This window comes from Pantoea sp. FN0302 (genome assembly GCF_050113775.1).
In the GTDB taxonomy this organism is placed as follows: Bacteria; Pseudomonadota; Gammaproteobacteria; order Enterobacterales; family Enterobacteriaceae; genus Mixta; species Mixta alhagi.
The window spans coordinates 75689-89389 of the sequence record NZ_JBNJSM010000008.1 but is presented as its reverse complement, the minus strand read 5'-3'; the positions used below and the strand labels follow the sequence as shown (position 1 = coordinate 89389).

Genomic DNA, 13701 nt, shown 5'->3' with positions numbered 1-13701 from the left:
CTCCCTGTTACCGTTCGACTTGCATGTGTTAGGCCTGCCGCCAGCGTTCAATCTGAGCCATGATCAAACTCTTCAATTTAAAAGTCTGATGCTCAAAGAAAAACGTCGTAATGAATTACGTGTTCACTCTGAGACTTGATACTGCAATAGTTTTTGCGATATCCCGTCCGTGAGTGCCCACACAGATTGTCTGATAAATTGTTAAAGAGCGTTGCGACCGGTACCTGATACCGTTGTCGCGAGGTGGCGTATATTACGCTTTCCTCTTTCAGAGTCAACCTCTTTTTCAGAAGTTTTTCTCCGGCGATTCATCTTGCTGAACCGCTCAACACCGCGTGGCGTAAGCCGTTGTGCCGTGTCGATGGAGGCGCATTATAGGGAGTTCTCGACCCCTGACAAGTGTTTATTTCAAAAAAATGATCGTTAGGTTTATTTTTCAGCAAGCCGTGTTTTTTTAACGCGATTTGCTGCTCATTTGGGCAAATTCTTCAGCAAAACGCTCTACCTGCTGCCAGTCGGTGTACTCGACTTCTTTATGCGGATCGGTTTCGCCGCCTGTCATACGCATAATAAACTGGATCATTACCCGGTCAAACCAACCGTAACGCGGATAACGCAGCGCTCCGGCAAACACTGCACAGCTATCGGGCTGCCATGGCGACTGCAACAAAAACTTACGCGTATAGGCATTGGTTTGCGGTGTACGCTTTTCTGGCTTGCGTGCTGTCAGGTTAACGGAGAAGAAGCCACTAACGCGCTGTTGCAGTTCGACCAGATGTTTCTTCACGAAACGCGCTACCACCGGCTGGAAATGCCCATAGCGGATCGATGCGCCTATCAACACCCGATCGTACTGCGCCCAGTCAACGTCTTGCGCATGCAGGATATTAATGACGTCGCACTCCTGATGCGCTTTCAAGGTGTTTGCTATATAAGAAGCGATTTCCCGCGTCTGTCCGTCACGGCTGGAAAACAGAATCAGCGCTTTCATTGTTCTCTCCTTGGGTTTATTCACGCCAGAAGGTAGGCGTGAACAGTACCAGCAATGTAAATACTTCCAGACGACCGAAAAGCATGGTCGAAATCAAAATCCATTTTGCGACATCATTCATGGAAGTGAAATTATCTGCCACAACGCCCAATCCAGGGCCAAGGTTATTCAGCGTAGCGGCTACGGCAGCAAATGCAGAAAAATCATCAACGCCGGTGGCGATAATCGCCAGCATACTAAGCAAAAACACCAGCGCGTAAGCAGAGAAGAAGCCCCATACCGCTTCCAGAATGCGTTCCGGCAAAGCGCGATTACCCAGCTTGATGGTATAGACCGCGTTAGGATGGACCAGCCGTTTCAGTTCACGCGACCCTTGCTTACACAGCAGCAAAATACGAATCACTTTCAGGCCTCCCCCGGTTGACCCCGCGCAACCGCCGATAAAGGCGGAACAAAGGAGCAATACCGGCAAGAAGAGCGGCCAACGGGCAATGCTGTCGGTAGTAAAGCCCGCTGTCGTCGCCATTGATACGACCTGGAAAAACGCCTGATTTAGCGTCTGCAGCCCGCTGGCATAGACATTATGGAACCACAGCACCAGCGTACATATCACGACTAACGTCATCTGTACGCCGATAAACATACGGAACTCCGGGTCACGCCAGTAGACACGGAGGTTCAGTCCGCTTAATAGCGAAAAATGCAGGCCATAGTTACAGCCCGATATCAGCAGGAAAACAGCAATGATGGTATTGATGGCAGGACTATTGAAATAGCCGATGCTGGCATCATGGGTAGAAAAGCCGCCGATGGCAATGGTTGAGAAGCTATGGCCAATGGCATCAAACACTGGCATACCTGCCAGCCACAACGCCACTGCACACGCCACCGTCAACAATACATAGATAAGCCATAACGTTTTAGCCGTTTCGGCAATCCGGGGACGCATCTTGTTATCTTTCAGGGGGCCGGGCATTTCTGCGCGATAAAGCTGCATTCCCCCTACGCCCAGGATTGGCAAGATCGCCACGGCTAATACAATGATCCCCATCCCGCCAAGCCATTGCAGCATCTGACGATAAAAAAGAATCGCTTTGGGTAAAGAATCCAGCCCCACCAGCGTAGTGGCACCGGTGGTCGTTAGGCCAGAAAAGGATTCAAAAAATGCATCAGTAACAGAGAGGCTGGGATGTTCGGAAAAAATAAAGGGCATTGCCCCTACGCTACCCAGCACGGTCCAGAACAGCACCACAATCAAAAAACCTTCGCGCGGCTTCAGATCATTTTTCTGTTTGCGGTTAGGCCACCACAATATGGCCCCAATCAGCAAGGCCATAATAAATGTCTGACTGAATGCGCGCCCTGCGCCATCGCGATAAATTAACGCCACTAAGCCGGGTACGATCATTGTTCCGGAGAACAGAATGACCAATAGCCCAACGATTCGGGTAATGGCACGAAAATGCATTCTGCCGTTTCCTTAAGATAAAAATTAGGGGGTTACCGGCTCAAGCGCTAAGGCTCCCCGGCTAATGTCCGTTAAATTTTGGGTAAACCCGGCGACCTGCGCATGGGGTAATGCCAAAGTTAGCGAGACAACATCCAGAAATTCCGTCTTAAGCAGTTCTCCTTCAAAACGCTGAACCAGGCGCTCTACATCACCAAGCTGAGCATAATCGCAGCGTAGCTGAAAACGGCGCATTGGTATCTTTTGTTTGCGATCCAGCTGTTTTAGCGCCTGCTGCACACCGCCGCCATACGCTTTCACCAGGCCGCCGGTCCCGAGCATAACCCCGCCATAGTAGCGCACCACTACGGCGGTAATTTCTCCAACCTGGCTGCCCATCAGTTGCGCCAGCATAGGTTTTCCTGCCGTGCCAGACGGTTCGCCGTCGTCAGAAAAGCCCAACTGCTGTGAATCATCAGGAGGCCCGGCAACATAAGCCCAACAGTGATGGCGGGCAGCGGGATGTTCAGTTTTAATTTGCTGAATAAACGCTTTCGCCGCCTCAACGCCTTCGGTATGCGCCAGCAGCGTAATGAAGCGGCTTTTTTTAATGGTCTCTTCGCTGATACTCAATGGCTCAGCGGGAATATCATAAGCGTCCATTATTCCAGATGCAGATCGCGCGTCATGTTCTCAACGCGGTTAGCATGGATCACCACGTTATCCTCAATGCGAATACCGCCATACGGCTGTAAGGCATCAATCGCCTGCCAGTTGAAGTGCTGACTATGGTTCCCTTCTCGCCATGGATTTAGAAGCGACTCGATAATATAGAAGCCCGGCTCAATGGTAAGTACCATGCGCGGTTCAAGCACGCGCGTGCAACGCAGGAAAGGATATTGCTGTGGTGCTGCCAGATGCGTTCCTTTATCGTCCTGCATAAAGCCAGCCACATCATGCACCTGTAATCCAAGCGGATGACCTAAACCGTGCGGCATAAACGGCCCGGTCAGATTTTCCGCCACCATCGCCTCTTCGCTGATACCGCGCACCAGATCAAACTTCAGCAATAACCCGGCGATGCGCTGATGCATTTGCAGATGATAATCGCTGTAGCGAACGCCCGCTTTTAACGTATCTATCAAGGCCAGTTCGTGCTGATTCATCTCACGCACTATTTGGGCAAACAGAGAATCGCTCTGTGCTGCGTAGGTTCGTGTTAGATCGGCGGCGTAGCCATTGTACTCGGCACCGGCATCAATTAAAAAACTGCGGCGCTGCGGCGGCGTTTGGTGATCAAGCTTAGTGTAGTGCAGCACGGCCGCATGTTCATTCAGGGCGATAATATTGCCATAGGGAACGTCGGTATCGCGGTGGCCCGTGGCTGTCAGATAGGCGAGATTAATATCAAACTCGCTCATGCCGGAAAGAAATGCCTCTTTTGCCGCGCGATGGCCCGCAACGGCCAGCTTTTGCGCTTCACGCATGCAGGCGAGTTCATAATCGGTTTTATATGAGCGGTGGTAATGCAGAAAATCTATCACGCCCTGCGGATTGATATGATTGGCGCTGATATCCAGCTGCATTGCGCGCTGCGGCACCGGACCGATATACGCCACATTCTGACGCGGCTGCGGCAATAGCGCGCCGATATCATCTGCCTTCCTCAGCGCCACGATCTCTATTTCATCGGTCCAGAAGCTGTGCGGCAGCGGTTCTACGCTATGCCAGTAGTCGACCGGCGAATAAAACCACAGCTTCGGCTTATTGACGCCATCAACCCACAACCAGCAGTTCGGCAACTGCGTTACCGGCACCCAGGCTTTGAAATGAGGATTAACCTTAAACGGGTAGTCATGATCGTCAAGGAATACCGTTAACAACTCGCCCGAATGAATCAACATGCCGTCGAGCTCAAAGCGCGCCAGTACCTGCTGCGCACGCTGCTGTAAAGTAGCAATGTGTTCTTTGTACAAGGTAACCAGGGTATCCATTTCTGTACTCCGCATCAGAGAATTGACCGCATCTTACCACAGCAGGACAGAGGATGCCGTGTCGCCACCGCCTGTGATCTTGTTTGCAAATGAGCAATGTTTCGTTTGCAAATAATTAACATCAATCCCACACTCCGATCATCTGGTACGACCAGATCCCTTACATGCGGTTTCAGGAGACGGACATGCTCTACCAAGGCGACACACTTTCCCTGAACTGGCTGGACGACGGCATCGCCGAGCTAATTTTCGATGCCCCCGGTTCAGTCAATAAGCTGGACACACAAACTGTAGCCAGCCTGGGCGAAGCCATTGCCGTACTGGAAAAACAGACGGCGCTGAAAGGCGTTTTGCTCAGCTCATCGAAGCCGGCGTTTATCGTTGGCGCGGATATTACTGAATTCCTGTCGTTGTTTAATGCCCCAGCGGAAAAGCTGACGCAATGGCTGGCATTTGCCAACAGCATTTTTAACCGTCTGGAGGATCTGCCGGTGCCCACCATTTCCGCCATTCAGGGCTATGCGCTTGGCGGCGGCTGTGAATGTGTTCTGGCTACGGACTTCCGTATCGCTACGCCGGATGCACGCATTGGGTTGCCGGAAACCAAACTGGGCATTATGCCAGGCTTTGGCGGTTCTGTACGTCTGCCAAGGCTGCTTGGTGCCGATAGCGCGCTGGAAATCATCGCCGCCGGGAAAGACGTAGACGGGAAAAGCGCGCTGGCGCTGGGCCTGGTTGATGCGATTGTGCCTGCGGAAAAACTTCGCGACGGCGCTATCGCCATGCTGCGGATGGCGATAGAAGATGCGCATTTTTGGCAGCAGCGCCGCCAGCCGAAGCTGCAGCCCCTTAAGCTCAGCGCCATTGAAGCGGCAATGAGTTTTACTATCGCAAAAAGCATGGTGCAGCAAACCGCCGGAAAACATTATCCAGCGCCGATGATGGCGGTAAAAACCATTGAAGCTGCCGCTGGCCTGGGCCGTGATGATGCATTAAAGCTGGAAACCAAAGCCTTTGTGCCGCTGGCGCAGTCGAAAGTTGCGCAGGCGTTAGTGGGGATCTTTCTGAACGATCAATACATCAAAAGCAAAGCGAAGAAACTGGCGCAGGGTCAGGCAATACCGCAGCAGGCCGCTGTCCTGGGCGCAGGAATTATGGGCGGCGGCATTGCTTACCAGTCCGCCTCAAAAGGTGTGCCGGTGATCATGAAAGATATCAGTGAAAAATCGCTGACGCTGGGCATGAGCGAAGCGGGAAAACTGCTCAATAAACAGCTTGAACGCGGCAAAATCACTGCTCTTCAGCTAACCAGTATCATCTCCACAATTCAGCCTACGCTCAGCTTTAGCGGCTTTGAACGCGCTGACATTGTTGTCGAAGCGGTGGTGGAAAATCCGCAGGTTAAAGCCAAAGTGCTGGCGGAAACCGAAGCGCTGGTGCGGGAAGATACCGTTCTGGCCACCAATACCTCCACTATCCCGGTGAGCCAGCTGGCGCGGGCATTAAAGCGTCCGGAAAATTTCTGCGGCATGCATTTCTTTAATCCGGTGCACCGCATGCCGCTGGTAGAAGTGATTCGTGGCGAACAAACTTCAGAGGCGACGCTGGCGAAAGTTATCGCCTGGGCCAGTAAAATGGGTAAGACACCCATTCTGGTCAATGACTGTCCCGGTTTCTTCGTCAATCGCGTGCTGTTCCCCTACTTCGCGGGTTTTAGCCTGCTGCTGCGCGATGGCGCTGACTTCCGCCAAATCGATAAAGTCATGGAAAAACAGTTCGGTTGGCCGATGGGCCCGGCCACCCTGCTGGATGTAGTGGGCCTTGATACCGCGCATCATGCGCAAAGCGTGATGGCCGATGGCTTTCCGGACAGGATGAAAAAGACCTACCGCGATGCGATCGACGTTCTGTTTGAGGCGCAGCGGTTTGGTCAGAAAAACCAGCGCGGCTTTTATATCTGGGAAATCGATAAAAAAGGTAAAGCGCAGAAAGTGGCCGATGCAGAGACCGATGCGTTATTGCAAAGCGTTAGCGCACCAAAGCGCGTTTTTACCGATGAAGAAATCATTGCGCGCATGATGATTCCGATGATTAACGAGGTCGTGCGTTGCCTGGAAGAAAAAATCATCGCCAGCCCGGCTGAAGCGGATATGGCGCTGGTTTATGGGCTTGGTTTTCCACCGTTCCACGGCGGCGTCTTCCGCTATCTGGATACGCTGGGCAACGCCGCCTTTATCGCCCAGGCGCAGCAGTTTGCTGAACTGGGCCCGCTCTATGCCCTGCCGCAGCTGCTGACTGAAAAAGCGCAGCGTAATGAAGACTGGTATCCACCTGCTGAACCAATTAATGAGGCCGCGCTGGCAACGGCGTGAGGAGCAAGATAATGGAAAATGTAGTTATCGTTGATGCCATCCGCACGCCAATGGGTCGTTCAAAAGGCGGCGCATTTCGTCAGGTGCGGGCTGAAGATCTTTCTGCCCACCTGATGCGCAGCCTGCTTAGCCGCAATCCGGCCTTAGAAGCCACGGCGCTGGATGATATTTACTGGGGCTGCGTTCAGCAGACACTGGAGCAGGGTTTTAATATTGCACGTAATGCGGCGCTGCTGGCGGAAATCCCTCATAACGTACCGGCAACCACCGTTAACCGCCTGTGCGGCTCTTCTATGCAGGCACTACATGATGCTGCGCGCGCGATTATGGTCGGCGATGCGCACGCTTGTCTCATAGGCGGCGTAGAGCATATGGGTCACGTGCCGATGAATCACGGCGTCGATTTTCATCCAGGATTAAGCCGCACCGTGGCTAAAGCGGCGGGCATGATGGGCCTGACGGCAGAAATGCTGGCGCGTATGCATCATATCAGCCGTGAAATGCAGGACAGTTTTGCCGCACGTTCACATCAGCGCGCCTGGGCCGCCACCCAGGCGGGTCATTTCCGCAATGAAATTGTCGCTACCAGCGGTCACGATGTTGATGGCGTACTGAAACGTTACGATTTTGATGAAGTTATTCGCAGCGATACCAGCATCGAAGGGCTGGCGACGTTGAAACCCGCATTCGACCCGGTTAACGGCACGGTCACCGCAGGCAGCTCATCGGCGCTATCGGACGGCGCGGCGGCAATGCTGGTAATGAGCGAATCGCGCGCGCGAGCGCTGGGCCTGCAACCACGCGCGCGTATTAAAGCGATGGCGGTAGTAGGCTGCGATCCATCGATTATGGGCTACGGGCCGGTTCCTGCGTCAAAGCTGGCCTTGAAGCGCGCGGGACTGAGCGTAAGCGATATCGATCTGTTTGAACTGAATGAGGCCTTCTCGGCGCAAACGCTGCCGTGCATCAAAGATCTAGGTCTGCTGGAACAGATGGACGAGAAGGTTAACCTGAACGGCGGCGCGATTGCGTTGGGGCATCCGTTGGGCTGCTCCGGCGCACGCATCAGTACCACGCTTCTTAATTTAATGGAGCGACGCGATGCGCAGTTTGGCCTCGCCACCATGTGTATCGGGCTGGGTCAGGGCATCGCCACCGTTTTTGAGCGGATTTAAGGGTTGTGATTTTCCCGCCTGTCAGGGGCGGGCTTTTTCATAACGAGGGCGACAGCGTTGCCGCCCTGCGGTGACGCTTAGATAAATGCGAAGGCGTCACCATAGATTTGTGCTTCCTGTGCGCCCCGTTCAGCGCAAAAACGCTCACGCGCGATTTTTGCCATCTCAAAGCGGCCAGCGATATAAATATCATGCCCGGCAAGCGTGCCGAAATCCTGCATAACCGCTGTCAGTACGGTGCCGCTACGGCCCTGCCATTCAGCGTCAGTCTGCTCGACAACCGGCACCACCTTCAGATTTGCATGACGTACCGCCAGCGCGTTCAGCTCTTCCAGATCGTACAGATGATGACTTTCACGGCCACCCCAATAGATAGCAATATCACGATCCGGCTGCTGCGCCAGGGCAGTGAGCAGGATAGAGCGGGCATAAGAAAAACCGGTGCCGCCCGCAATCAGGATCATCGGACGCTGACTATCCTCCCGCAGCCAGGCTTCTCCATGCGGGATATCCACTACAACTTCCCGCTGCTGCTGGATGCGTTCCATTACCGCCATCGCATACAGGTTAAGCTCAGAAGCCCCGATATGCAGTTCGATAATATCTTTTTCCATCGGCGTTGAAGCCAGAGAGAACGGACGCTTGTCGCGCTCATCCATCACTACCATCAAATACTGTCCGGCACGGAAGCTAAAATCCGCCTCCGGCACCAGTCGTACCCGAAAAACAGTATCGGTAATCGCCTCTACCGAGGTCACTTTACAGCTTAACGTTGTCATGCGTTCCCTCTGTCGGGTCGTCATTGCGTAATTTGCGCCATTAGCGTGGCGGCAAATCGTTAAAAATCCCCAACCGATCCCAGATGGCATCGACTCGCGCCGTAACCGCCGGGTCCTTCTCAATCGGACGACCCCATTCGCGCTGGGTTTCGCCCGGCCATTTGTTGGTGGCATCCAGGCCCATTTTAGACCCCAGACCCGAAACCGGAGAGGCGAAGTCCAGATAGTCGATCGGCGTGTTTTCAATCAATACCGTATCGCGCGCCGGATCCATACGCGTGGTGATCGCCCAGATCACATCATTCCAGTCACGTGCATTTACATCGTCATCGCAAACGATCACGAACTTGGTATACATAAACTGCCGCAGGAATGACCAGACGCCCATCATCACGCGCTTCGCATGTCCGGCGTACTGTTTCTTCATGGTTACCACGGCCAGACGATAGGAACACCCTTCCGGCGGCAGGTAAAAATCCACAATTTCTGGAAACTGTTTAATCAGAATCGGCACCAGCACTTCATTCAGCGCCACGCCCAGTACCGCAGGCTCATCAGGCGGACGACCGGTATATGTTGAATGATAGATGGCATTACGACGTTGCGTAATATGGGTTACGGTAAATACCGGGAAGTTATCGACTTCATTGTAATATCCGGTGTGATCGCCATAGGGTCCTTCCGGTGCCATGTCGCCGGGTTCGATATAGCCTTCCAGCACAATTTCAGCACTGGCCGGCACTTCCAGATCGTTGGAAAGGCACTTAACCACTTCTGATTTAGTGCCGCGCAGCAGGCCAGCAAAAGCATATTCCGATAAGGTATCCGGCACTGGCGTTACGGCGCCAAGGATAGTCGCAGGATCAGCACCCAGCGCCACCGAAACCGGGAAGCGTTCGCCGGGATGAGCTTTGCACCACTCCTGAAAATCAAGTGCGCCGCCGCGATGAGAAAGCCAGCGCATAATTAGCCGGTTTTTACCGATCACCTGCTGACGATAAATGCCCAGGTTCTGTCGTTCTTTGTGCGGCCCACGCGTTACCGTTAATCCCCAGGTAATCAGCGGCGCGGCATCCTCTGGCCAGCACTGCATTACCGGAATACGCGATAAATCCACCTCGTCGCCCTGCCATACCTGCTCCTGGCAAGGTGCGCTGCGCAGCCGTTTGGTTGGCATATTCAACACCTGCTTAAACTGCGGCATTTTATCGAACAGGTCGCGGAACCCTTTTGGCGGTTCAGGCTCTTTCAGAAACGCCAGCAGTTTGCCTACTTCACGCAGCGCGCTGACCTCCTCCTGCCCCATCCCTAATGCCACGCGCTTCGGCGTGCCAAAGAGGTTGCACAGAACCGGCATGTCATAGCCTTTCGGGTTTTCAAACAGCAGGGCCGGCCCGCCGGCTCGCAACGTGCGGTCAGCGATCTCGGTCATCTCCAGAATGGGATCGACCTCCAGCGTTATACGTTTTAACTCGCCACGCTGTTCAAGCAGCGCAAGGAACTCGCGTAAGTCGTGGTATTTCATCAGATTCATTATTCAGGCCGCAGAATCGGCCATTATAAGGAGGATTCAACGGATATGCTGAGGTTTGTGCGGTTACGCCCGACGCGGAAACAGCACCTGTAGTGCAGAGCCCGCTCAATCAATTACTTTTCTTTAACAGGTTGCGCTGCGAGTCTGAACCACGGACGCCGCCTTCGTCAATTTTCAATTCTACAATTTGTGCCAAATGACCGCCAACAGCAGCTATTTTGCTTTCGGTGCATGCGGTTCGCGCCGATAAACCAGGCCTGAAGGTGGCCCTGAAGCGGCGTGATGTCGCTATCGCTCTGAAAGCAGTTTTGCTATTCTTAGCGTTCAATAATTGGAAAGTGACATTATGGAATCCTGGTACCTCCTTTACTGTAAACGTGGGCAGTTATTACGCGCTAAAGAGCATCTGGAGCGGCAGGCGGTAAACTGCCTTAGCCCGATGATTGCTATGGAAAAAATTGTGCGCGGCAAACGAACCACGGTAGAAGAGCCGCTGTTTCCTAATTATCTTTTTATTGAATTCGATCCAGAAGCTATTCATACCACGACGATCAGTGCCACGCGTGGCGTAAGTCACTTTGTGCGTTTCGGTACGCAACCGGCCAACGTGCCGCCCGATGTCATTGACGCGCTACGCACCAATACTCCGGAAACCATGGTCGATCCCGACACGCCTTGTCCGGGCGATAAGGTGGTGATCGTTAAAGGTGCGCTGGAAGGGTTGGAAGCTATCTTCACCGAACCTGACGGCGAGGCCCGCTCTATGTTGCTGCTTAACCTGCTGAACAAACAGGTTAAGCAAAGCGTGGAAAATAGCGCTTTCCGCAAAGCCTGACGCTTCGCACTACAGCGCCGTGGCTTACAGACGAAACAGACGACGGCTGTTATCGGCGGTTTGCTGCGCCAGCCAGGCGGCCTCTTCTCCGCGCCACAGCGCTACCTGCTGCACAATATGCGGCAGGAAACAGGGCTCATTACGACGCGAGGTCGGCCGTGGACGCATATCGCGCGGCAGCAGATAAGGCGCGTCCGTTTCCAGCAGCAGGCGTTCAACGGGAATTTGCGGCAGCAGTTCACGCAGCGGCATCCCGCGTCGCTCATCGCACACCCAGCCGGTAATGCCTACTGATAATCCTGATGCCAGACATTCCGCCAGCTCTTCCGCCGTACCGGTAAAACAGTGAACCACCGCGCCGGGCAGATGCGGCAGCCACGGCTTCAGCACCGCCATAAAACGTTCATGCGCGTCACGACAGTGCAGAAATACTGGCATCTGCAGCTCAGCGGCCAGCGCCAGCTGCGCATCAAAAGCATATTCCTGCTGATTATGCGCGGAAAAGTTACGGTTAAAATCGAGTCCGCATTCACCGATAGCCACCACCTGCGGGCTTTCTGCCAGCCGACGCAGCGTTGAGGCAGTATCTGCCGACCATTCGCTGGCGTGATGAGGATGAATACCTGCCGTTGACCAGCAGAAATCGGGATGTCGCTGTGCCAGGCTTTGCGCCTGCTGGCTCTCCAGTGCGTTAGTGCCGGTAATCAGCATGCCGGTGAGGCCTGCTTCGCGCGCGCGCCTCACAACCTGTTCGCGATCTTTCGCAAACTGCGTGCTGGTCAGGTTTACACCGATATCAAACATGGTATGTCCTGAAAATATTAACCGCCCGGATGGGCGGTTAGCGATGAATTTTCCCCGCCGTAGCGGGCCCTGCACTGAGCGTCAGGATTCGGTTTCGTGCTCTTCTTCACGCGCCTGACGCCCTTTGCCAACATAGAAGCGCGAACAGAATACGCCAACCTCAAACAGGCAGTACATCGGAATAGCGAGCAAAGTTTGGGAAAATACATCGGGTGGGGTTAACAACATTCCAACAACAAAAGCCCCAACCAGCATATAAGGACGCTTCTGACGTAGCATTTCGGGTGTGGTCACACCGGTCCAGCACAGCAGCACAATCGCCACCGGCACTTCAAAAGCAACGCCAAAGGCCATAAACAGCGTCATTACGAAGTCGAGATAGCTGGCGATATCGGTCGCCATGGTGACCCCCTGCGGCGCGGTTTTAGCAAAAAAGCCAAACGCCATCGGGAATACCACGAAATAGGCAAAGGCCACGCCGATATAAAACAGCATGGTACTGGAGAACAGCAACGGCATCACCAGACGGCGTTCATGACGATAGAGCGCGGGAGCCACAAATGCCCAAATCTGATAAAGAAGGACCGGAACCGCCAGGAAAACAGATACGATAATGGTGAGTTTAATTGGCGTCAAAAACGGCGAGGCGACATCGGTCGCTATCATGCTGGCACCAGCTGGCAGTTGCCTGATAAGCGGCTCTGCCACCAACTGGTAAATATCATTAGAGAAATAAACCAGCGCTACAAAAATCACCAGCACGGCAATGATGCAGTTAAGCAGCCGCTTGCGTAGCTCAATCAGATGGCTGATCAGCGGTTGGGTATCTTCAACGGCCATGTTTATCATTCATTATTGGTTGAGAGGAAGAAGCCGCAGAGGTTTCTGGTGAAACACCTGATGAAGGTGCCGCAGAAGGAGCGGTAGCCTGTCCGGCAGGAGATGAGGGCGCTGACGCCGCAGCGTTGCCAGCGGAAGGCGCATCCACAACCGGTTTCGGTGTCGAAAGCGCGTCTGCGCTACCGGCGATGGGTTTTTGCTCTGGCGCGCTGGCCTGATGATCGGCCGTGGCTGGGGTGACGCCGGTATGTTCATCCTGCGGACGCGTAATCAGCGGATTATGAATGGTGTGCGCTTCATCATCGGCCTGCTCATTTTCACCCAAATAAGAGCGTCGCATAGAATCTGCGGATTTACGCAGTTCTTCCATCGACTCATGCAATTCCGGGGAAAGGGTGTTTTTGCTGGCCTGCTCTACTTTTTTCAGACTGTCCTGCAGCTCCTGCAGTTTTAGCTCCTGCGCCAGCTCATTTTGCACGTTAGCCGCCAGGGAACGCATGGCCCGGATCCAGCCAACCACGGTTTTTACTGCAACCGGCAAACGCTGCGGGCCAAGCACCACCAGCCCAATGACGAACACCAAAACCAGTTCGCTAAAACCTATGTCGAACACGGTTATACCTGCTCTTTATCTTTTTTTGCCTCTTCTTTGTTTGCCGTGGTCGCCTGCTTATCGGTTAGCGGCCGGGCCTCAAATTCAGCATCCTGCTGTTTAGGCGTCTCTTTATCTTCATCGCCCATGGCTTTTTTAAAGCCTTTGATCGATGAGCCTAAATCGGAGCCCAGGTTACGTAATTTATTAGTGCCGAAAAGAAGAACCACGATCACGGCAATGATAACTAACTGCCAAATGCTGATACCGCCCATGAGTATGCCTCTGCTGAAAAGTCTAAAACGAATGGAAAAGCAGTATACCCCAGCTTATGGCCG

The 13701-nt window shown here is 53.6% G+C and carries 13 protein-coding genes and 1 rRNA gene; 3 read left to right on the top strand and 11 right to left on the bottom strand.

Translation table 11 applies throughout. The features are described from left to right. The 5 genes from ACQE32_RS19030 to pepQ all read right to left on the bottom strand — a co-directional run. Positions 1-79: ribosomal RNA gene (locus ACQE32_RS19030) — 16S ribosomal RNA — on the bottom strand; the annotation flags it as partial. A 375-nt stretch (positions 80-454) separates the two neighbouring features. Then, positions 455-991: a menaquinone-dependent protoporphyrinogen IX dehydrogenase gene (hemG, locus tag ACQE32_RS19025; RefSeq protein WP_085069533.1), complete on the bottom strand. Its 537-nt coding sequence runs from the start codon at positions 989-991 to the stop codon at positions 455-457. A 16-nt stretch (positions 992-1007) separates the two neighbouring features. After that, positions 1008-2459 carry a Trk system potassium transporter TrkH gene (gene trkH / locus ACQE32_RS19020; protein WP_085069531.1) on the bottom strand — a complete coding sequence of 484 codons (1452 nt, stop codon included), beginning with the start codon at positions 2457-2459 and terminating at the stop codon, positions 1008-1010. 24 nt (positions 2460-2483) lie between these two features. Continuing rightward, positions 2484-3101, bottom strand: a complete 618-nt coding sequence (locus tag ACQE32_RS19015; protein ID WP_085069529.1) for an IMPACT family protein — start codon at positions 3099-3101, stop codon at positions 2484-2486. Continuing rightward, complete coding sequence (gene pepQ / locus ACQE32_RS19010; RefSeq protein ID WP_427022254.1) at positions 3101-4432, bottom strand: Xaa-Pro dipeptidase; 1332 nt, start codon at positions 4430-4432, stop codon at positions 3101-3103. The genes ACQE32_RS19015 and pepQ overlap by 1 nt, the downstream gene beginning before the upstream one ends. Positions 4433-4617: 185 nt before the next feature. Here pepQ and fadB point away from each other — a divergent pair, with 185 nt between their 5' ends. After that, positions 4618-6804 carry a fatty acid oxidation complex subunit alpha FadB gene (gene fadB / locus ACQE32_RS19005; RefSeq protein ID WP_427022253.1) on the top strand — a complete coding sequence of 729 codons (2187 nt, stop codon included), beginning with the start codon at positions 4618-4620 and terminating at the stop codon, positions 6802-6804. 11 nt (positions 6805-6815) lie between these two features. After that, positions 6816-7979 carry an acetyl-CoA C-acyltransferase FadA gene (gene fadA, locus ACQE32_RS19000; protein WP_426982314.1) on the top strand — a complete coding sequence of 388 codons (1164 nt, stop codon included), beginning with the start codon at positions 6816-6818 and terminating at the stop codon, positions 7977-7979. Positions 7980-8056: 77 nt separating this feature from the next. Here the strand turns inward: fadA and fre are convergent, their stop codons facing one another. Then, on the bottom strand, positions 8057-8758 hold the full coding sequence (fre, locus tag ACQE32_RS18995; protein WP_250651110.1) for an NAD(P)H-flavin reductase: 702 nt from the start codon (positions 8756-8758) through the stop codon (positions 8057-8059). Positions 8759-8798: 40 nt separating this feature from the next. Further along, positions 8799-10283: a 4-hydroxy-3-polyprenylbenzoate decarboxylase gene (gene ubiD, locus ACQE32_RS18990; RefSeq protein WP_085072265.1), complete on the bottom strand. Its 1485-nt coding sequence runs from the start codon at positions 10281-10283 to the stop codon at positions 8799-8801. Between the two features lie 355 nt (positions 10284-10638). On the opposite strand from ubiD, the gene rfaH reads away from it, so the two are divergent. After that, positions 10639-11127, top strand: a complete 489-nt coding sequence (gene rfaH / locus ACQE32_RS18985; RefSeq protein WP_085072264.1) for a transcription/translation regulatory transformer protein RfaH — start codon at positions 10639-10641, stop codon at positions 11125-11127. 24 nt (positions 11128-11151) lie between these two features. Here rfaH and tatD read toward each other — a convergent pair whose 3' ends face one another. The 4 genes from tatD to tatA all read right to left on the bottom strand — a co-directional run bounded on the left by tatD (position 11152) and on the right by tatA (position 13638). Further along, positions 11152-11931: a 3'-5' ssDNA/RNA exonuclease TatD gene (tatD, locus tag ACQE32_RS18980; protein WP_427022252.1), complete on the bottom strand. Its 780-nt coding sequence runs from the start codon at positions 11929-11931 to the stop codon at positions 11152-11154. 81 nt (positions 11932-12012) lie between these two features. Then, positions 12013-12771 carry a Sec-independent protein translocase subunit TatC gene (tatC, locus tag ACQE32_RS18975; protein ID WP_426975119.1) on the bottom strand — a complete coding sequence of 253 codons (759 nt, stop codon included), beginning with the start codon at positions 12769-12771 and terminating at the stop codon, positions 12013-12015. Beyond that, on the bottom strand, positions 12761-13384 hold the full coding sequence (gene tatB / locus ACQE32_RS18970) for a Sec-independent protein translocase protein TatB (protein ID WP_426975118.1): 624 nt from the start codon (positions 13382-13384) through the stop codon (positions 12761-12763). The genes tatC and tatB overlap by 11 nt, the downstream gene beginning before the upstream one ends. A 2-nt stretch (positions 13385-13386) precedes the next feature. Further along, a complete protein-coding gene (gene tatA, locus ACQE32_RS18965; RefSeq protein ID WP_426975117.1) occupies positions 13387-13638 on the bottom strand; it encodes a Sec-independent protein translocase subunit TatA in 252 nt (83 codons plus the stop codon). Positions 13639-13701 lie beyond the last annotated feature (63 nt).